This window comes from Serratia sp. H402Y, assembly GCF_051172415.1.
Classification (GTDB): Bacteria; Pseudomonadota; Gammaproteobacteria; order Enterobacterales; family Enterobacteriaceae; genus Serratia; species Serratia ureilytica.
The window spans coordinates 201,388-220,134 of the sequence record NZ_JBPIYZ010000001.1 but is presented as its reverse complement, the minus strand read 5'-3'; the positions used below and the strand labels follow the sequence as shown (position 1 = coordinate 220,134).

Below are 18,747 nucleotides of genomic sequence, written 5' to 3'. Positions count from 1 at the left end.
GAAAACGGCAAAAAAAAACGCCGGGCCACAGGCCCGACGTCATGCACAGCCAGCTTGCTATCAACCGAGGATAGTCGCCAGCTCTGCGCTCACTTCGGCCACCTTGCGGGTGCCGTCGATTTTGCGGTATTGGGTGTTGCCCGCTGCCGCTTCTTTGCTGTAGTAAGAGATCAGCGGCGCGGTCATCTGATGGTATTCCACCAGGCGCTTGCGCACGGTCTCTTCCTGATCGTCCTTGCGCGTGGTCAGCTCTTCGCCGGTCACGTCGTCTTTGCCTTCCACCTGCGGCGGATTGAACTTCACGTGGTATACGCGGCCGGACGGCGCGTGCACGCGGCGGCCAACGATGCGGTCAACGATCAGCTCGTCCGGCACGTCGAACTCCAGCACGAAGTCAACGTTGATGCCGGCTTCTTTCATCGCGTCAGCCTGCGGAATGGTGCGCGGGAAGCCGTCCAACAGGAAGCCCTTGCGGCAATCTTCCTGAGCGATGCGCTCTTTGACCAGCGCGATCACCAGCTCATCGGTCACCAGCTTGCCGGCGTCCATGATCTCTTTCGCCTGCTTGCCCAGTTCACTGCCGGCCTTCACGGCTGCGCGCAACATATCACCGGTGGAGATTTGCGGAATGCCGTATTTCTCCATGATGAATTGAGCCTGAGTACCTTTACCAGCGCCCGGAGCGCCCAGCAGAATGATACGCATTGCGTAAATCCCCTTGCTATGTAGTTTTTATAAAATTGCGAAAACGCTCAACGATACCATTTCAGGGGGGGCAGGCTCAAGGCGCGCGAAGGAAATCGATTGCGGAACATGCAAAAATTCAAGCGAACAAAAGAGGGGAAAATGCGGGGAAAAACCGGAAATGCGCCCCTAACGGTGCCGTTAAGGGCGCATATAATCAACTTCAGGCGGACAGCAACTTGTTCATGCGGCGGATGAACAGGTTCGGATCCTCCAGCGTGCCGCGTTCAGCCAACAGCGCCTGATCCAAAAGCAGGTCTATCCACTCGGCGAAATGTTCGTTATCGCCCACGTCGGATGCGCGTTTGACCAACGCATGCTCAGGATTAAGCTCGAAAATGTACTTCACTTCCGGCGCCTGCTGGCCCGCAGCGGCGAACAGCTTGGCCATCTGGGTGCTCATCTCGTCGGCGTCGGTCACCACGATCGCCGGCGTATCGGTCAGGCGGTGCGTCAGACGCACATCCTTCACGCGGTCGCCCAGCAGGGTTTTCACGCGTTCGATGAACGGTTCCAACTGCTTCTCGGCCGCCTTCTGCTCTTCGGTTTCATCCGCCAGTTTATCCAGCGTTTCATCCGCCTTGCTGACCGACTGGAACGGCTTGCCGTCGAACTCGGTCAGGTAGCTCATCATCCACTCGTCGATGCGATCGGACAACAGCAGCACTTCGATACCTTTCTTGCGGAACAGCTCCAGATGCGGGCTGCTCTTGGCGGCGGCGTAGCTGTCGGCGGTGATGTAGTAAATCTTTTCCTGCCCTTCCGCCATGCGGCCGACGTACTCTTCCAGCGACACGGTCTGCGCCGAGCTGTCGCCATGGGTGGTGGCGAAGCGCAGCAGTTTGGCGATCGCTTCCTGGTTGCCGTTATCTTCCGCCGGGCCTTCTTTCAGCACCAGACCGAACTGCTGCCAGAATTTCTGGTAGCCTTCGGCGTCGTCTTTGGCCAGCTTATCCAGCATCTGCAGCACGCGCTTGGTCAGCGCGCCGCGCAGGTTCTGCGTCACGCGGCTGTCTTGCAGGATCTCGCGCGATACGTTCAGCGGCAGATCGTTGGAATCGATCAGGCCGCGCACGAAGCGCAGATAGTTCGGCATGAACTGCTCGGCGTCGTCCATGATGAACACGCGCTGCACGTACAGCTTCAGGCCGTGCTTGTGATCGCGGTTCCACATGTCCCACGGCGCCTGCGCCGGGATATACAGCAGGCTGGTATATTCCTGCTTGCCTTCCACCCGATTGTGGCTCCAGCTCAGCGGATCGGTGAAATCGTGGGCGATGTGCTTGTAGAACTCTTTGTACTCTTCGTCGGTCACGTCAGCCTTGCTGCGGGTCCACAGGGCCTGCGCCTTGTTGATCTTCTCCCAGGTGACGGTGCCGTCTTCTTCGTTCTTGCTTTCGATCTCTACCGGCAAGGCGATGTGATCGGAATATTTGCCGATCACCGAGCGCAGGCGCCAGGCGTCGAGGTACTCATCTTCGCCTTCGCGCAGATGCAGGGTGATTTCGGTGCCGCGGGTCTCTTTGGTGATGTCGGCGATGGTGTAGTCGCCTTCACCGGCGGACTCCCAGAACACGCCCTCGTCATCGGCGGCGCCGGCCGCGCGGGTGCGCACGGTCACTTTGTCCGCCACGATGAACGCCGAGTAGAAACCGACGCCGAACTGGCCGATCAGTTGGCTGTCTTTCGCCTGGTCGGAACCGATGGATTCCAGGAACGCTTTGGTGCCCGATTTGGCGATGGTGCCGAGGTTTTCGATCACTTCTTCGCGGCGCATACCGATGCCGTTGTCGGCAATGGTCAGGGTGCGCTGCTCTTTATCGAAGGACAAACGCACGCGCAGCTCGCCGTCGCCGGCATACAGCTCCGGCGCGGACAGAGCGCGGAAGCGCAGCTTGTCGGCGGCGTCAGAGGCGTTGGAGATCAGCTCGCGCAGAAAAATTTCTTTGTTGGAGTACAGCGAATGGATCATCAAATGAAGCAGCTGTTTTACTTCAGACTGGAACCCGCGGGTTTCTTGACCTTTCATACTCATTGATTACCTCAAAGACAATGGCTACCAAAATCGAACAATGAGGATCAGATGAGGGTCAGGGTCTTGTTTTTCAAGCGGACGGCGGGAAATTTTTGGCAAAAAACAATGGGGCCGGGCGGCCCCATCCGGGAAAACATCAGAACTTGATGGCGTGGCGCCCCGCCAGCGAATGCGACAGCGTGGTGCCGTCGACCATCTCCAGCTCGCCGCCCACCGGCACGCCGTGGGCGATGCGGCTGGCGAGCACGCCATACTGGCCACACATCTCGGCGATATAGTTGGCGGTCGCCTCCCCTTCCACCGTCGGGTTGGTGGCGAGGATCACTTCGGTGATGCTTTCCTTTTCCAGCCGTTGCTCCAGGCGATCCAGACCGATATCGCCCGGCCCGATGCCGTCCAGCGGCGACAGATGCCCCATCAGCACAAAGTAGCGCCCGGCGAACTGGCCGGTCTGCTCGATGGCGTGGATATCCGCCGGGCTTTCCACCACGCAAATCTGGCCGTTTTGCTGGCGGCGCGGATTGGCGCAGATGGTGCAGACGTCCTGCTCGGTGAAGGTGCGGCAATCGGCGCAGTGGCCGATCTCCGACATCGCGCGCGTCAACGCCTGCGCCAGGCGCATGCCGCCGCTGCGATCGCGCTGCAGCAGCTGAAACGCCATGCGCTGCGCCGATTTCGGGCCGACGCCCGGCAGGCAGCGCAGCGCCTCCATCAGGGATTCAAGGAGCGGGCTGGTTTGCATCAGAACGGCATCTTGAAGCCAGGCGGCAACTGCATGCCGCTGGAGACGGAGGCCATTTTCTCTTTCTGGGTCTCTTCGATGCGGCGCGCGGCGTCGTTAAACGCAGCGGCGATCAGATCTTCCAACATCTCTTTGTCGTCTTCCATCAGGCTTGGATCGATTTCCACGCGGCGGCAGTTGTGCGCGCCATTGATGGTGACTTTCACCAGGCCGGCGCCAGATTCGCCGGTCACTTCCAATTTGGCGACTTCTTCCTGCATCTGCTGCATTTTTTCTTGCATTTGCTGGGCTTGCTTCATCAGGTTGCCCAGACCGCCTTTACCAAACATAGTCGTCTCTCGTCGCTAGGGCCGCGCACATCGCGCAGCGTTTAAAGGGGGCGAATACTCTCTTCATCCAGATCCGCGTCGAAGAATCGGCGCAGCGTCTGAATGTTGGTATCCGCTTCGATGGACTGGCGCGCCTGCGCCAGCTTTTCCTCATAGATGGCTTGTCGCCATTCCAGCGGGGTGCGCTCCGCCGGATTATCGTCCTCCACCACGGTCAGCTCGATCGGGCTGCCGTACAGCTCACCGAGCGCGTCGGCCAGCGTCTTCTGCGCCGAAGGCGAATTCAGATGGCGCTGCGAAGACCGCAGATGGAGGCTAATCTTGCCCGGCTCCGGCTGCTGCTTGAAGGCGTTCAACGCCAGCTGCTGCACCAGTTTCGGGATCTTCAGCTTATCGATTTCCGCCGCCCAGGCGTCGCGCTCCAGCGACTCCACCACCAGCTTGGCGGCCAGCTCCGGCGTTTTCTCGTGCTCCAACGCCGTGCGCAGCGCTTTCGGCGTCGCCAGCGGTTCCGGCGCCGCCTCGGGCTCGGTCTGCGCGCGCCAACGATAGGCTTCCGGTTTCGCCGGTTTTTCCGGCACCTTCTTCTCCGCCAGGCGCTGCTGGCTGCGCTCGGTCACGGAAGCCAAACGCCCCAGCGCCGAGTTTGCCGGCCGCGCTATTCCTGGCGCCGCCGGCTCATTCTTTTTTGGTGTGGATGCTCCCTGCTGCCGTTGCAGCTGGGACCGCGCTTTCAACAGCTGGGCGGTGGCATCCGGTAAAGGGGTCGATGATTGTCGCTGCGGCGCGGCCGGCTGCCCTAGCGGCGGCGGCGCGTCCTGAAACTGCGGCGGCTGTGGCGATGCGGCCTGCTGCGGCTGCGCCATCGGCGTCGGCGCGGTCTGCACCAACGCCACCGGCTCCGGGATCACCGCTTTCGGGTGAAACGCCAGCGCGCGCAGCAGGGTCATCTCAACCCCCATGCGGCGATCCGGCGCATAGGCCAGCTCTTTGCGGCCCACCAACAGCGTCTGGTAATAGAGTTGCACATCGGCCGGCGGCAGGGTGCGCGCCAGCTCACGCAGCCGTTGTTCCACGGCGGCGTAGTGGTTGTCGAGCATCGAAGGCAGCAGTTGCACCATCGCAATGCGGTGCAGCAACGCCAGCGTCTCCACCAGCAGGTTTTCCCAATCCACGCCGCGCGAAGCGGCCTGCGCGACCTGCGCCATCACCTTTTCACCGTCGGCGCTGACCAGCGCTTCGAGGATCGCCAGCGGCTGCTCGTCATCGAGCGTACCGAGCATCTGGCTGACGGTGGCGGCGGTCACCTGCCCCTGCCCCATGGCGATCGCCTGATCGGTCAGGCTCAGCGCATCGCGCATGCTGCCGTCGGCGGCGCGCGCCAGCAGCTGCAGCGCGCGGGCGTCGCTGGTGATCTGCTCCGCCGTCAGCACCGTTTCCAACTGCTGGCGGATCTGATCGACGTCCAGCGCTTTGAGGTGAAACTGCAGGCAGCGGGAAAGAATGGTCACCGGCAATTTTTGCGGATCGGTGGTGGCCAACAGGAATTTGACGTGCGGCGGCGGCTCTTCCAGCGTCTTCAGCAACGCGTTGAAGCTGTGGCGCGAGAGCATGTGCACTTCATCGATCAGGTAGACCTTGAAGCGGCCGCGCGCCGGCGCGTACTGAACGTTGTCCAGCAGATCGCGGGTATCTTCCACCTTGGTTCGGGAAGCGGCGTCGATCTCGATCAGATCGACGAAACGCCCCTGCTCGATCTCGCGGCAGTTGTCGCATTGGCCGCAAGGCGTGGCGGTGATGCCGGTTTCACAGTTCAGGCCTTTGGCCAGCAAGCGGGCGATGGTGGTTTTCCCCACGCCGCGCGTGCCCGAGAACAGATAGGCGTGATGGATCCGCCCCAGCGAGAGGCCGTTGGCCAGCGCGGTCAGGACATGTTCCTGGCCGACCACGTCTGCGAACGTTTGAGGGCGCCACTTACGGGCGAGAACCTGATAGCTCATTAATACCGGAGAAGTCGAGTAATCTGGAGGGTCATGCTAACACAGCCCCGCGGCAATCCGCGAGGCCGTTGTGCCCAAGGGGCGATGCCGCATCAATGACCGGCGAAGTCCACCAGGCAGTAGCAGTCGATGCCCAGCTTGTTCAGACGCGCTTCTCCGCCCAGATCCGGCAGGTTGATGATGAACGCGGCGTCTTTCACTTCACCGCCCAGACGGCGGATCAGTTTGGTGGTCGCTTCAATGGTGCCGCCGGTCGCCAGCAGATCGTCCACCACCAGCACTTTGTCGCCCGCGGTGATGGCGTCGGTGTGGATCTCCAGCTTGTCGGTGCCGTACTCCAGCTCATAGCTTTCGCTGAGCGTGGCGCGCGGCAGTTTGCCCGGTTTGCGCACCGGCACGAAACCGACGCCCAACGCCAGCGCGACGGGCGCGCCGAACAGGAAACCACGCGCTTCGGTACCCACCACCTTGGTCACGCCCGCTTCGCGATAGCGCTCAACCAGCAGCTCGATGCTGGCGGCGTAGGCCAACGGGTTTTCCAGCAGGCTGGTCACGTCGCGGAACAGGATGCCCGGCTTCGGATAATCCGGGATGGTTTTGATACTGTCTTTAATAAACTGAAGCTGCTGCGCAGTAGCGGTCATAATTGTTGCCTGATAAAACTGCCTGAAAACCGGCGCGCCGCTCACCCGCCGCCCCCGGGTGAAACACACCGGAGAAAAAATGGCAGGCGATCCGCGCACGAAAACGCCCAAATCTATGCAAACTGGCGGACAAATGCAACTCTCCCCTGCATCTTTCAACCCGCAGCGTTGTTGACCGCACGCATTACTTACCTAAGTAAGCTCCCGGGGATGCCTGCGTTTGTCGCCTGGCTGCGGCTTGAAAGCTATTGAGGAGTTTAAGGTACAATCAGCGCTGTTTTTGTTGCGGCAGATCAATAACCGGCAGGCGCAGCATAAAGGTCAGCAAAATGGCCAACATCAGCAGCAACAGCCCGCGCACCCACCAGATTTTCACCAGCCACAGCGAACAGGCGAAGGTCAGCACGATCACCAGCACCGCTTTCCACTTCGCCCCCGGCGGCAGCGCGCGATGCTGCTGCCAATGGCGCAGATAAGGGCCAAACCAGGAACGGTACAGCAGCCAGTGATGAAAGCGCGGCGAAGAGCGGGCGAAGCACCAGGCGGCCAACAGCAGGAACGGCGAGGTCGGCAACAGCGGCAACACCACGCCCAACGTCGCCAGCACCACCGCCAACCAGCCCAAAATGATCAATAACCCACGCGTCATGCGATTCTTCGCTCCTCAATCGGTTGCGGCTTACTGTAGCATCGGCGCCGCGCCGGCGGAATATGCATGCGACGCTTGTTTCAGGACGGCATCGCGGGCAAGCTTACGCCTGTTGAAATCAAGAGGGAGCTTATGTGAGTACTCAGCGTCTATTACAGGTGTTGGCACAGCAGATCGCGGCGCTGGCGGCCGAAGTCAGCCCGCGCGGCGACGCCCCGATCCCGCAGGCGCGGTTCGACGCCGCCCTGTTCGCCAACCGCGGCACGCGGCTGCGCGACTACCTGGCCGAAGTGGAGAAAAACTTCGCCCAGCTGCAAAACGCCGCTAACGACAGCCGCGCCAGCCAGGTGGCTTTTCTGGCCGAAAAACTGGTGGCTCAGATCGCCGCCCTGCAGCGCGAGCTGGCGACCCAGGCGCTGCGGCGCAAGAATCAGCCGAAGGAAGCCCCTGAGGTCGATCTCTACCACAAGCTGGCCGAGCATCAGGATTACGAACGCCGGCTGATCGCCATGATTCAGGATCGGGAAAGCCTGCTGGGGCGCCAGACCACGCTGGCGGCGCAGCAAAAGCTGCAGCACGAGCTGGCGGCGCTGGAGGGGCGGCTGATGCGCTGTCGTCAGGCGTTGGCGCGCATCGAGCGCAATATCGAGCGCAAAGAAAACGGTTTTTGAAGATTTATCACAATATTTTAATGATTATTCCCCGGTTGCGCGCCGGGTTCACTATACTCTGCCGATACCCGAGTTATTCATCCCATTAATTAAATAAGCGCAGGTGCTATGTCTCTGGAAAACGCCTCACCCGAACTGCAGCTGGCGGTAGACTTGATTTACCTGCTGGAATGCAACGAGATCGATCCGGCCACCGCGCTGGCGGCGCTGGATATCGTCAAACGGGATTATCAGGAAAAGCTGCAGCGCGCCGGCGTCACCTCTCCCTATCTGCCTGCCGGACAGTAACCGGGGACAGCGCCGCTGTCCCTTTCGCCTCTCATTGCTTATCCGCCGCCGTCTGGCCGCCATCGTCCGGCGACAGCGTTCTTTTCACTTCCTGCACTTCATTGCCCTGCTGGTTATGCAGATACACCTCCAGCTGGTTGAAGGCGATGTCGATGCCGTTTTCCCGGCACAAGCGGTCGATTGAGCGATTCAGTTCGTCCACCGTGTAGCTGCGATCGCGCAGTTCCCGCACATAGAGCCGCAGTTCGTGATCCAGCGTGCTGGCGCCGAAGTTGAGGAAGAACACCTGCGGTTCGGGATCGGTCATCACCCGCGGGTTGTCGTGCGCCGCCTGCAGCAGCACCTTTTTCACCTTGTCGAGATCAGAGCCGTAGGCCACGCCGACCTTGATCAGCACGCGGGTGATGGTATCGGACAGCGACCAGTTGATCAGACGCTCGGTGACAAACGCCTTGTTCGGAATGATCACCTCTTTGCGATCGAAGTCGGTAATGGTGGTGGCGCGAATGCGGATCTTGCTGACCGAACCGGAGAAGGTGCCGATGGTGATGGTATCGCCGATGCGGATCGGGCGTTCGAACAGAATGATCAGGCCGGAGACGAAGTTGGCGAAGATCTCTTGCAGGCCGAAGCCCAGCCCGACCGTCAGACCGGCGGCCAGCCATTGCAGTTTGTCCCAGGATACGCCGAGCGATCCCAGCGCAACCACGGCGCCCACGGCGGTAATCAGGTAAGTGAGCACGGTGGTGATGGCGTAAGACGCCCCCTGCCGCAGTTGCAACCGCGACAGCACCACCACCTCCAGCAAACCGGGCAAGTTGCGGGTGAGCACGTAGGCGACAATCACTGCGGCGATCGCCACCATCATGTTGCCCAGCGTCACCGCCTGCGACACGCTGCTGCCCGCCACGGTGCTGGTGTAATGCCACAGCGTGATGCTGTCCAGATAAGCGATGACCGTCACCAGATCCGACCAAATGGCGTAGAAGGCGCTGGCGAAGATGGCGAACAGCACCAGGGTGGTCAGGCGCAGCGACTGCTGGTTGATCTGATCGAGCGCCAGCGGCGGCTCTTCCACCACCGGTTCGCCGCCTTCGGCTCCTTCTTTCGCCACGTTTTGCCGCCGCGCCAACGCGCGCCGGTAAGCCAGACGCCGCGCCGCCACGCTCAGGCCGCGCAGCGCGGTCAGGTATACGATATTCCACAGGAAAAACAGATACAGGCTGTCTATCCAGCGGCTGGCCAGCCGCAGCGTGGTATAGAAGTAACCGGCGAACATCAGCCCCAGCAGGATCAGCGGCGTGGCGGCCAGCGCGGTGACCACCACCAGCCGCACGGCGTGCGAGCCCTTTTCACGCCAGCTGTCGCGGCACAGCGGGAACACCAGCACCGTGAGCAGCGCCAGCGTCAACATCACCACGATCTGGCCGATCACGTCTTCCACCAGACGCAGCGGCGCTTTCTCGCCCAATACCGACCAGAAGATCAACGGCTGCAGCGCCAACCCCAGCCGCAGCGTCTGACGGCGGTAATGCGCGCACAGGTTGGCGCCGAAGTTGAAATGCCGCTCGGCGATGCCGCCCGGTTTCAGCATGCGATAGCTGAAGCCGAACACCAGCCACGACAGCGCCAGCTGCTGCGACAATGCCCATATAAAGTCGCTGATGCCGAAATCCGCGCGATACATCCAGAAACCGACGCCGAGGAGTAACGCGGCGCCGGGCAACACTTTCAGCAAGGTCAGCGCGATGGCCTTCGGCGTGTGCAGTTGGCCGTCGCGCTTAAGTTGCCCCACGTCGTTGGCCAGCTTTTGCAAATGGCCGTCGATCAGCCGGTAGCGCCAGCGCAATACCCCGATCGCCAACAGCATCGGGATCAGGAACACCAGCGCATTCAGCCCGCCCTGCACCAGCTTGCCGCCGTCGAATTTGAGATCGAGACCGGCAATCTGATCGCGCACCGCCTCCGGCATCGCCTTCAGCCACGCCAGATCGACCGGCTTGTTGCTGTTAACCCAGAAAATCTGCTGGGTCAGCGTATCTTGCAGCGAACCGTAAACGCTGGTCAGCTGCTGCTGATTGATCTGCAGGTTGATCGACAGCGACAGCTGGTTGCTGAGCTGCTTGTTCAGCTGATCCAGCAGTTCGCGGCGCATATCGACGATCTCGTTTAACGCGTCGATCACCTCCGGGCCGGCCTTTTCCTTGCTTTCGGCCACCAGCTGGTTGATGTAATCCTCTCCCTTGAACAGATCGTCGCGTTGCTGATTGATATCGAACTGCTCCAGCCGCAAATCGGCGATGCGCGTGTCCATATCCGCCAACAGCGTGCCCTGCGGCAGGCTCTGCTGCTGCTGATACAGGATGCGCGACAGCACCAGGCTGCCCTTCAGCACCTGGATCTGTTCTTTCAGGTTACGCTCCGCCTGCAGCCCGCGGTCGAGCCAGTTTTTGACCCGAATGTTCTGCTGGAACAGGGTGTTGCTCTCTTCGGTGGCGGCGATCAGCCGCTGGCTCAGCTGGCGGTTGACGTCCAGTTGCTTGCTGACCAGCTGATCGTGCTGAATATCGGTGGCGTCTTCCGGGTTCTGCGCCTCTTTGGCGGTCTTTTCAGACAGCGTCAAACGTTTGCTGTTGACGATCTCCTGCAGCAACTGTACCGAGCGATCCAGCGCGTCGATATGCGCCGTGGTGTAATCACGCTGTTTTTGCAGCAGATCCTGCAGCGTGGTATTGGCTTCCAGACTTTTGCGCTGCAGCTCCAGCTGCGCGTTGAGCAACGCCTGCTCGGTGGTCAGCATCACCTGCTGGCTGTTGCGCAGCGAATCTTGCCCCGGCGTCTGGCCGCTGAGCTGGCTGCGGATCTCCTGCAGGCGCTGCGAAGCGGCGTACATGGTGCTTTGTACTCGTTCAGGCTGGGTTTGCAGCGACACCAGTTGGCTGTTGTAAGTAGAGAGGCTCTCCTGCGCGCTTTGCAGCTCGTCGAGCGTTTGATACAGCCGGCTTTCCAGCTGACGCAGCGACAGCGGCAACAGCGCGGCGCGCGCCGCCGCATTGTCTACCGGCTGCTTCAGCGCATCCAGTTCGGCGGTCACCTGATTGAGCTTCGCCGGCGCCTGCTGCACCTGCTGTTTAAGCTGTGCGGCGTCTTGCCGGTTGCGCTCGATGGCGTCCAGCAGCTCCAGCGTGCGGGTTAAATCCTGTTGGGACAGCTTTTCGACCGGCGTCAGGGCTTTTTGCTTGTTCAGCGCTTCCAGCTGGCTTTGCACTTCGCTGCGCTGCGGCAAATCGCCGTTCAGCGCCGCCTGCACCGGCGAGCTCAGCGCGCAAATCAGGAAAAGGAGTGTCGCGGCGGCGATGCGCCGCCGGCATGCGCCGACAAACGAGCGCGGCGTCAGAGAGGGCAGAGTCAACCAGCGATGCATGATTTAGCTTCGGATCGGTTAAGAAGCCTGAAGATTATCACGATCGCCGGCGGGCAACGAACAACAAAAACGTTGCCGATGATGTCCCGTTGTCGCGAAATCAGAAAGTGAGCACTTTCTCCGCCGCCAGCGTCCACTGCGCCAGTTCGACCAGCGTGCCGATCTCCACGCCGTCCGCCAGCGGCAAGCGGCTGACGCCGCGCGCGTCGGCGCAGGTCTTGCACAGCTTGACCGGCACCTGCTGCGCGGTGAGGATCTCCAGCATCTGCTGCAGATGGTATCCTTCGTGCGGCTGCTGTCCTGCCAGCCCGGCCACCACCGCGTCGGACATCAGAAACAGCCGCAGGTCGAGACTGCTTTGCTGCTCTTTCAGCGCGATGGCCAACCGCAGCGCATTGAACAAGGATTCATGGCCATAGGCGGCGCCATTGGCAATAAGAACAACTGATGACATGAAATCTCTCCTTATAAAGGAAGGCGGTCGACGTCGGGGTTGAGGCGCAAGGTGGGGCAAAACTGCAGCATCTCCAAAAACGCATCGACCAGCGCTTCGGCTTCGGCCCGCAGATCGAAACTTTCCGGCATAAACAGCCAGTTTTCCATCAGGCCGGTGATATAACCGCGCAGGATGATCGCCGCACGGCGGGTATGCAAATCGGCGGGCAATTGCTCGTGGTGAATGCAGTTATACAGCACCGCTTCGATGCGTTCGTAGCCGGCGAGGTACAGCACCTTGCGCGAATCCAGCAGCGGCATCATTTCACCGACAAACTCGCATTTGTGGAATATAATCTCCATCAACGCCCGCCTGCGGCCGTCTTCAACCGTAGACGTCAGAATGTAAATCAGAATTTCCCGGATAACCCGCAGTGGATTATCGGGAAACTTTGCCTGATACTCTGTTTCGAGCTGGTCAATTTTCGGCTCGGTAGATTCCCAAACTTCATTAAACAGGTCTACCTTATTCTTGAAGTGCCAGTAAATGGCTCCACGCGTAACCCCGGCAGCGGTGGCAATATCTGTCAGTGACGTTGCAGCAACGCCACGTTCAGAGAACTCTCTCACCGCAGCATCGAGGATTTGCTGCCGGGTTTCTTGCGCCTGCTGTTTGGTTTTTCGTGCCATGGCATTGTTATTTAGGGGGAGTGTGATTTACATACATTCGCGAATGTATGTACCATAGCACGCACATATAATTAACGCAGCAATGGGTTTTAAAGCTTGTGATCCATTGATCATTTTGAAATCGGACACTTGAGGTTTTTCTATGAACAAAAACAGAGGGTTAACGCCTCTGGCGGCCGTTCTGATGCTTTCAGGCAGCTTAGTGCTAACAGGATGTAACGATAAAGAAACCCAACAGCAAGGCGCCCAACAGCAGGCTCCTGAAGTGGGCGTAGTCACTTTGAAGGCCGAGCCTCTCAATATCACTACCGATCTTCCTGGCCGCACCGCTGCGTATCGCATCGCCGAAGTTCGCCCTCAGGTCAGCGGCATCATCCTGAAGCGTAACTTCGTTGAAGGCAGCGATATCAAGGCCGGGACGTCTCTGTACCAAATCGATCCCGCGACCTATCAGGCCAGCTACGACAGCGCGAAAGGCGATTTGGCCAAAGCGCAGGCCAGCGCTTCCATCGCGCGCGTGACGGTAAACCGCTACAAGCCATTGCTGGGCACCAGCTACATCAGCAAGCAGGACTATGACAACGCCGTGTCCACGCTGCAGCAAGCGGATGCCGCCGTGGTGGCCGCCAAGGCCGCCGTGGAAACCGCGCGCATCAACCTGGCGTACACCAAGGTGACCTCTCCGATCTCCGGCCGCATCGGCAAATCTGCCGTGACCGAAGGCGCGCTGGTCAGCAACGGCCAGGCAACCGCCCTGTCCACCGTGCAGCAGCTGGATCCGATGTATGTCGACGTCACCCAGTCGAGCACCGACTTCCTGCGCCTGAAGCAAGAACTGGCCAGCGGCGCGCTGAAGCAGGAAAACGGCAAGGCCAAAGTGAAACTGATGCTGGAAAACGGCACCGAATACGCACAGGAAGGCACGCTGGAGTTCTCCGACGTCACCGTCGATGAGACCACCGGCTCCATCACCATTCGCGCCCTGTTCCCTAACCCGAACGATACGCTGTTGCCTGGCATGTTCGTGCGCGCCCGTCTGGACGAAGGCGTACGCAGCGATGCGTTGCTGGTGCCTCAACAGGGCGTCACCCGCAACCCGCGCGGCGACGCGACGGCGTTGGTGGTAGGGGCAGACAACAAAGTTGAGCTGCGCACGCTGAAGGCGGACCAGGCGATTGGCGACAAATGGCTGGTTACCGATGGCCTGAAAGCCGGCGATCGCGTCATCGTCACCGGCCTGATGAAAGTGCATCCGGGCGCGCAGGTAAAAGTGCAGGAAGTTGACACTCAGGCGCAAAAACAGCCGCAGTCTGAAGCGCAGAAGTCATAAAAAGGAGCCTGTAATACATGGCTAAGTTCTTTATAGACCGCCCAATTTTCGCCTGGGTAATCGCCATCATCGTCATGTTGGCGGGGGTGCTTGCAATAATGAAACTGCCAATCGCGCAGTATCCCACTATTGCACCGCCGGCGGTGAGTATTTCCGCCAACTACCCGGGCGCAGATGCCAAAACGGTGCAGGATACCGTCACACAGATTATCGAACAGAACATGAACGGTATCGATAACCTGATGTACATGTCCTCCACCAGTGATTCCTCTGGTAGCGTCACCATTACCCTGACGTTTGAGTCCGGCACCGATCCTGACATCGCACAGGTTCAGGTCCAGAACAAACTGTCGCTGGCCACTCCGCTGCTGCCGCAAGAAGTTCAGCAGCAGGGCCTGAAAGTAGAAAAATCCAGCAGCAGCTTCCTGATGGTGGCCGGCTTCGTTTCCGACGATCCGAACATGACTCAGGACGATATTGCGGACTACGTGGCGTCCAACATCAAGGACCCGATCAGCCGTTCGTCCGGCGTGGGTGAAGTGCAGCTGTTCGGTGCCCAGTACGCGATGCGCATCTGGCTGGATCCGAACAAGCTGAATAACTACCAGCTGACGACCACGGACGTGACCTCCGCCATCACCGAGCAGAACAACCAGATCGCCGCAGGCCAGCTGGGCGGCCTGCCGCCGGTGCCGGGGCAGCAGTTGAACGCCTCGATCATCGCGCAGACCCGTCTGACTTCGCCGGAAGAGTTCGGCAAGATCCTGCTGAAGGTCAATACCGACGGTTCCCAGGTGCGCCTGCGCGACGTCGCTCACATCGAGCGCGGCGCGGAAAGCTATGCCGTTACCGCGCGTTATAACGGCAAGCCTGCCGCCGGCCTGGGTATCAAACTGGCGACCGGCGCCAACGCCTTGAACACCGCTAAAGGTGTGAAAGACGAGCTGGCCAAGATGGCGCCCTTCTTCCCGCAAGGGATGAAAGTGGTTTATCCGTACGACACCACCCCATTCGTTAAGATCTCCATCAACGAAGTGGTGAAAACGCTGATCGAAGCCATCATCCTGGTATTCCTGGTGATGTATCTGTTCCTGCAGAACTTCCGCGCGACGCTGATCCCAACCATCGCGGTGCCGGTGGTGTTGCTGGGGACCTTTGCGATACTCGCGGCGTTCGGCTTCTCGATAAACACCCTGACGATGTTCGGCATGGTGTTGGCGATCGGCCTGCTGGTGGATGACGCCATCGTGGTGGTGGAAAACGTCGAGCGCGTCATGTCCGAAGAGGGGCTGCCGCCGAAAGAAGCTACCCGTAAATCGATGGGCCAGATCCAGGGCGCGCTGGTGGGTATCGCCATGGTGCTGTCGGCGGTATTCGTGCCGATGGCGTTCTTCGGCGGTTCAACCGGTGCCATCTATCGTCAGTTCTCGATCACCATCGTGTCCGCGATGGCGCTGTCGGTGCTGGTGGCCTTGATCCTGACGCCGGCGCTGTGCGCCACCCTGCTCAAACCGATCCCGAAAGGCGATCACGGGGTTAAAACGGGCTTCTTCGGCTGGTTTAACCGCATGTTCGAGAAGAGCACGCATCACTATACCGACAGCGTGGGCAACATCCTGCGCAGCACCGGCCGCTACCTGATCATCTACCTGCTGATCGTGGTTGGCATGGGCCTGCTGTTCCTGCGCCTGCCCTCTTCGTTCCTGCCGGACGAAGATCAGGGCATCCTGTTGACCATGGTGCAGTTGCCTGCCGGCGCCACCGAATCCCGCACCAACAAGGTGTTGGAAGAAGTCTCCGACTACTTCCTGAACAAGGAAAAGGACAACGTGGTTTCGGTGTTTACCGTGGCGGGCTTCGGCTTCAACGGTAACGGCCAGAACAACGGCCTGGCATTCGTCAGCCTGAAAGACTGGGGCGAGCGTCCAGGGGCCGGGAACAAGGTGGAAGCGATCGCGGGTCGCGCCATGGGCGCCTTCTCGCAGATTAAAGAAGGCCTGGTGTTCCCGTTCAACCTGCCGGCGATCATCGAACTCGGTACCGCAACCGGCTTCGACTTCGAGCTGATTGATCAGGGCGGCCTGGGGCACGAAAAACTGACCGAAGCGCGTAACCAGCTGTTGGGCATGGTTGCTCAGCATCCGGACGTGCTGGTGGGCGTGCGCCCGAACGGCCTGGAAGATACGCCGCAGTTCAAACTGATCGTCGATCAGGAGAAAGCCAAGGCGCTGGGCGTGAGCATCACCACCATCAACAGCACGCTGAGCACCGCACTGGGTGGTTCATACGTCAACGACTTCATCGACCGCGGTCGTGTGAAGAAGGTGTACGTACAGGCCGAAGCGCCGTTCCGCATGCTGCCGGAAGACATCAACAAGTGGTACGTGCGCGGTACCAGCGGCCAGATGGTGCCATTCTCCGCCTTCTCTTCGGCGAAATGGGAATACGGCTCACCGCGTCTGGAACGCTATAACGGCTTGCCGTCGATGGAAATTCTGGGCCAGGCTGCACCGGGCAAGAGTACCGGTGAAGCGATGAACCTGATGGAACAGCTGGCGTCCAAACTGCCAAGCGGCATCGGTTACGACTGGACCGGCATGTCCTATCAGGAACGTCTGTCGGGCAACCAGGCGCCGGCGCTGTACGCCATCTCGATTCTGGTGGTGTTCCTGTGTCTGGCGGCGCTGTATGAAAGCTGGTCCGTGCCGTTCTCGGTCATGCTGGTATTGCCGCTGGGGGTTATCGGTGCGTTGTTGGCCGCGACGATGCGCGGCATGAATAACGACGTGTACTTCCAGGTGGGGCTGTTGACCACCATCGGTCTATCGGCGAAGAACGCCATCCTGATCGTGGAATTCGCCAAGGATCTGATGGAGAAAGAAGGCAAAGGTCTGATCGAAGCGACGTTGGAAGCGGTGCGTATGCGTCTGCGTCCAATCCTGATGACGTCCCTGGCCTTCATCCTCGGGGTTCTGCCGCTGGTAATCAGCAGCGGCGCAGGCTCCGGCGCACAGAACGCGGTAGGTACCGGCGTAATGGGCGGGATGATCACCGCGACCGTATTGGCGATCTTCTTCGTACCGGTGTTCTTCGTGGTGGTTCGCCGCCGCTTCAGCAAGAAGAACGAAGACCTGGAACACAGCCACCCGGTAGAGCATCACTGATCGTTCAGTGAAGAGATTTCTACCCGATAATCGAAAAGGCCGCGCATGCGGCCTTTTTCTTTTGCTTCAGTTGCTTAATGCAAACCGTTCTCATTAATTCACTCGTGTGTGCAATTTACGCTTGATCGTGATGCCCGGTCGGCGCATAATTGTTGTTATAGTATAACATTACACGAGAGAGCCATTATGAAACCCGGCATCCATCCCGATTATCGCACCGTGGTGTTCCACGACGTCAGCGCCAACGCCTACTTCAAAGTAGGATCGACCATCAAAACCGATCGCACAATCGAGCTGGACGGCGAAAGCTGGCCGTATGTCACCCTCGACGTCTCTTCCGCTTCGCATCCGTATTACACCGGCAAGCAGAAAGACTATTCCAAAGAAGGCAGCACGGCGCGCTTCCAGCAGCGCTTTGGCCGCTTTATCGGCAATAAGTAACAAGGAACCCCCATGCAGGTATTGAGTTCATTGCGTTCGGCGAAAAATCGCCACCCGGATTGCAAAGTCGTGCGTCGTCGTGGCCGCATCTATGTGATCTGTAAAAGCAATCCGCGATTCAAAGCGGTACAGGGACGTAAGAAAAAGCGTTAACTCCAAAGTGTCATCTGTCGCAAAGCCCCGTTGCTGCTCAACGGGGCTTTTTTTATGGCGAGAAAGTGCCTACAAGCTGCCCCCGCCGGCAAGCGGGGGCGGAGATTACTTCATGCTGCTCAGCAGCGCGTCGACATTGTGCTTGAACGCCTGCTCATAGGTGGCCGCCGGGCCGCCCGCGCGCGAGAGCGCTTCAGGGTACAGCTCGCCGCCCGCCTTGGCGCCGGTGGCGGCGGCAATCTGTTTCACCAGCCGCGGATCGGTCTGGTTTTCGATAAAGTAAGCGTTAACTTTTTCCTGTTTGATTTGTTTGATCAGGCCGGCCACATCGCTGGCGCTGGCTTCGGCCTCGGTGGAAAATCCGACCGGCGCAAGGAAGGTGACGCCATACTCTTGCCCAAAGTAACCAAAGGCATCATGGCTGGTGAGCACCTTACGTTTCTGCGGCGGCACAGCGGCGAACTGGGTTTTGGCCCACAGATCCAGCTTTTGCAACTGCTGAATGTATTCGGCGCCGCGCTGGCGAAAATAGTTGGCATCCTCGGGATCGGCGGCGATCAGGGCGTTCATCACGTTGGTGGCGTACTGCACGCCGTTTTTCATGCTGTTCCAGGCGTGGGGATCGGTAATCGGTTTGCCGTCCTCCTCCATCTGGCGGGTGTTGATCCCCTGTGAAGCGGTGATCACCTGCCCTTTATAACCCGAAGCGCTGACCAGGCGATCGATCCACCCTTCCAGCCCCAGGCCGCTGACGAACACCACATCAGCCTGAGCCAGCTTCTTGCCGTCCTGCGGCGAAGGCTCGAAACTGTGCGGATCGCCATCCGGCCCCACCAGCGTGCTGACCTTGACGTGATCGCCTCCCACCTGTTTGACGATATCGCCCAGAATGGAAAAGCTGGCGACGGCGTCGACGGTCTTCGCCATCGCCAATGGGCTGGCCAGCAGAGCAGCAACCGCCAGCGATATAGGTAAACGTTTCATACTTTCTCCTTGCAAAGGGCACTT

The 18,747-nt window shown here is 59.8% G+C and carries 17 protein-coding genes and 1 other annotated feature; of the genes, 6 read left to right on the top strand and 11 right to left on the bottom strand.

Annotated elements, in window-relative coordinates:
• Nucleotides 1-60: 60 nt before the first annotated feature.
• From adk to ACSBQS_RS01115, 7 genes are all read right to left on the bottom strand, one after another.
• Complete coding sequence (gene adk / locus ACSBQS_RS01145) at nt 61-705, bottom strand: adenylate kinase (protein WP_004940261.1); 645 nt, start codon at nt 703-705, stop codon at nt 61-63.
• Nucleotides 706-907: 202 nt separating this feature from the next.
• On the bottom strand, nt 908-2,773 hold the full coding sequence (gene htpG / locus ACSBQS_RS01140) for a molecular chaperone HtpG (protein WP_033651110.1): 1,866 nt from the start codon (nt 2,771-2,773) through the stop codon (nt 908-910).
• Nucleotides 2,774-2,915: 142 nt separating this feature from the next.
• The gene (recR, locus tag ACSBQS_RS01135) at nt 2,916-3,521 is read right to left on the bottom strand and encodes a recombination mediator RecR (RefSeq protein WP_004940263.1); all 606 of its coding nucleotides are present in this window, start codon (nt 3,519-3,521) and stop codon (nt 2,916-2,918) included.
• The gene (locus ACSBQS_RS01130; protein ID WP_004940264.1) at nt 3,521-3,850 is read right to left on the bottom strand and encodes a YbaB/EbfC family nucleoid-associated protein; all 330 of its coding nucleotides are present in this window, start codon (nt 3,848-3,850) and stop codon (nt 3,521-3,523) included. Before ACSBQS_RS01130 ends, recR begins: the two co-directional genes overlap by 1 nt.
• Before the next feature lie 41 nt (nt 3,851-3,891).
• Nucleotides 3,892-5,850 (bottom strand): DNA polymerase III subunit gamma/tau, encoded by a 1,959-nt coding sequence (dnaX, locus tag ACSBQS_RS01125; protein WP_047025747.1) that lies wholly within the window; start codon nt 5,848-5,850, stop codon nt 3,892-3,894.
• Nucleotides 4,495-4,559 (bottom strand) — a sequence feature (DnaX frameshifting element). It overlaps the preceding gene by 65 nt.
• Before the next feature lie 92 nt (nt 5,851-5,942).
• Nucleotides 5,943-6,494: an adenine phosphoribosyltransferase gene (gene apt, locus ACSBQS_RS01120; protein WP_019454166.1), complete on the bottom strand. Its 552-nt coding sequence runs from the start codon at nt 6,492-6,494 to the stop codon at nt 5,943-5,945.
• A 268-nt stretch (nt 6,495-6,762) separates the two neighbouring features.
• Nucleotides 6,763-7,143, bottom strand: coding sequence for a DUF454 family protein (locus ACSBQS_RS01115; protein WP_434989489.1), 381 nt, complete (start codon nt 7,141-7,143; stop codon nt 6,763-6,765).
• A gap of 134 nt (nt 7,144-7,277) precedes the next feature.
• On the opposite strand from ACSBQS_RS01115, the gene priC reads away from it, so the two are divergent.
• Both priC and rsmS read left to right on the top strand, forming a co-directional pair.
• Nucleotides 7,278-7,814: a primosomal replication protein PriC gene (gene priC, locus ACSBQS_RS01110; RefSeq protein WP_033642112.1), complete on the top strand. Its 537-nt coding sequence runs from the start codon at nt 7,278-7,280 to the stop codon at nt 7,812-7,814.
• Nucleotides 7,815-7,922: 108 nt separating this feature from the next.
• Nucleotides 7,923-8,102: a pleiotropic regulatory protein RsmS gene (rsmS, locus tag ACSBQS_RS01105; RefSeq protein WP_016928837.1), complete on the top strand. Its 180-nt coding sequence runs from the start codon at nt 7,923-7,925 to the stop codon at nt 8,100-8,102.
• 31 nt (nt 8,103-8,133) lie between these two features.
• Here the strand turns inward: rsmS and mscK are convergent, their stop codons facing one another.
• The 3 genes from mscK to acrR form a co-directional block, all read right to left on the bottom strand.
• Nucleotides 8,134-11,526 carry a mechanosensitive channel MscK gene (mscK, locus tag ACSBQS_RS01100; protein ID WP_060659857.1) on the bottom strand — a complete coding sequence of 1,131 codons (3,393 nt, stop codon included), beginning with the start codon at nt 11,524-11,526 and terminating at the stop codon, nt 8,134-8,136.
• A 100-nt stretch (nt 11,527-11,626) separates the two neighbouring features.
• Nucleotides 11,627-11,980: a DsrE/DsrF/TusD sulfur relay family protein gene (locus tag ACSBQS_RS01095; protein WP_042783805.1), complete on the bottom strand. Its 354-nt coding sequence runs from the start codon at nt 11,978-11,980 to the stop codon at nt 11,627-11,629.
• 11 nt (nt 11,981-11,991) lie between these two features.
• Complete coding sequence (gene acrR, locus ACSBQS_RS01090) at nt 11,992-12,651, bottom strand: multidrug efflux transporter transcriptional repressor AcrR (protein ID WP_033642109.1); 660 nt, start codon at nt 12,649-12,651, stop codon at nt 11,992-11,994.
• A gap of 142 nt (nt 12,652-12,793) precedes the next feature.
• On the opposite strand from acrR, the gene sdeX reads away from it, so the two are divergent.
• From sdeX to ykgO, 4 genes are all read left to right on the top strand, one after another.
• A complete protein-coding gene (gene sdeX, locus ACSBQS_RS01085; RefSeq protein ID WP_033642108.1) occupies nt 12,794-13,981 on the top strand; it encodes a multidrug efflux RND transporter periplasmic adaptor subunit SdeX in 1,188 nt (395 codons plus the stop codon).
• 17 nt (nt 13,982-13,998) lie between these two features.
• Nucleotides 13,999-17,145, top strand: a complete 3,147-nt coding sequence (gene sdeY, locus ACSBQS_RS01080; RefSeq protein ID WP_033651107.1) for a multidrug efflux RND transporter permease subunit SdeY — start codon at nt 13,999-14,001, stop codon at nt 17,143-17,145.
• A 186-nt stretch (nt 17,146-17,331) separates the two neighbouring features.
• Nucleotides 17,332-17,586, top strand: a complete 255-nt coding sequence (locus ACSBQS_RS01075; RefSeq protein ID WP_004940303.1) for a type B 50S ribosomal protein L31 — start codon at nt 17,332-17,334, stop codon at nt 17,584-17,586.
• A gap of 12 nt (nt 17,587-17,598) precedes the next feature.
• Entirely contained in the window at nt 17,599-17,739 is a 141-nt protein-coding gene (gene ykgO, locus ACSBQS_RS01070) for a type B 50S ribosomal protein L36 (RefSeq protein ID WP_004940304.1), read from the top strand.
• Nucleotides 17,740-17,844: 105 nt separating this feature from the next.
• On the opposite strand, the gene ACSBQS_RS01065 is transcribed toward ykgO, so the two are convergent.
• Nucleotides 17,845-18,723, bottom strand: coding sequence for a metal ABC transporter substrate-binding protein (locus ACSBQS_RS01065; protein WP_169539416.1), 879 nt, complete (start codon nt 18,721-18,723; stop codon nt 17,845-17,847).
• Between the last annotated feature and the right edge of the window lie 24 nt (nt 18,724-18,747).

Bases quoted from the DNA above. Each gene is read 5' to 3' on its own strand.
- adk (WP_004940261.1), bottom strand. From the start codon at position 705: ATGCGTATCATTCTGCTGGGCGCTCCGGGCGCTGGTAAAGGTACTCAG.
- htpG (WP_033651110.1), bottom strand. From the start codon at position 2,773: ATGAAAGGTCAAGAAACCCGCGGGTTCCAGTCTGAAGTAAAACAGCTG.
- recR (WP_004940263.1), bottom strand. From the start codon at position 3,521: ATGCAAACCAGCCCGCTCCTTGAATCCCTGATGGAGGCGCTGCGCTGC.
- ACSBQS_RS01130 (WP_004940264.1), bottom strand. From the start codon at position 3,850: ATGTTTGGTAAAGGCGGTCTGGGCAACCTGATGAAGCAAGCCCAGCAA.
- dnaX (WP_047025747.1), bottom strand. From the start codon at position 5,850: ATGAGCTATCAGGTTCTCGCCCGTAAGTGGCGCCCTCAAACGTTCGCA.
- apt (WP_019454166.1), bottom strand. From the start codon at position 6,494: ATGACCGCTACTGCGCAGCAGCTTCAGTTTATTAAAGACAGTATCAAA.
- ACSBQS_RS01115 (WP_434989489.1), bottom strand. From the start codon at position 7,143: ATGACGCGTGGGTTATTGATCATTTTGGGCTGGTTGGCGGTGGTGCTG.
- rsmS (WP_016928837.1), top strand. From the start codon at position 7,923: ATGTCTCTGGAAAACGCCTCACCCGAACTGCAGCTGGCGGTAGACTTG.
- mscK (WP_060659857.1), bottom strand. From the start codon at position 11,526: ATGCATCGCTGGTTGACTCTGCCCTCTCTGACGCCGCGCTCGTTTGTC.
- ACSBQS_RS01095 (WP_042783805.1), bottom strand. From the start codon at position 11,980: ATGTCATCAGTTGTTCTTATTGCCAATGGCGCCGCCTATGGCCATGAA.
- acrR (WP_033642109.1), bottom strand. From the start codon at position 12,651: ATGGCACGAAAAACCAAACAGCAGGCGCAAGAAACCCGGCAGCAAATC.
- sdeX (WP_033642108.1), top strand. From the start codon at position 12,794: ATGAACAAAAACAGAGGGTTAACGCCTCTGGCGGCCGTTCTGATGCTT.
- sdeY (WP_033651107.1), top strand. From the start codon at position 13,999: ATGGCTAAGTTCTTTATAGACCGCCCAATTTTCGCCTGGGTAATCGCC.
- ACSBQS_RS01075 (WP_004940303.1), top strand. From the start codon at position 17,332: ATGAAACCCGGCATCCATCCCGATTATCGCACCGTGGTGTTCCACGAC.
- ykgO (WP_004940304.1), top strand. From the start codon at position 17,599: ATGCAGGTATTGAGTTCATTGCGTTCGGCGAAAAATCGCCACCCGGAT.
- ACSBQS_RS01065 (WP_169539416.1), bottom strand. From the start codon at position 18,723: ATGAAACGTTTACCTATATCGCTGGCGGTTGCTGCTCTGCTGGCCAGC.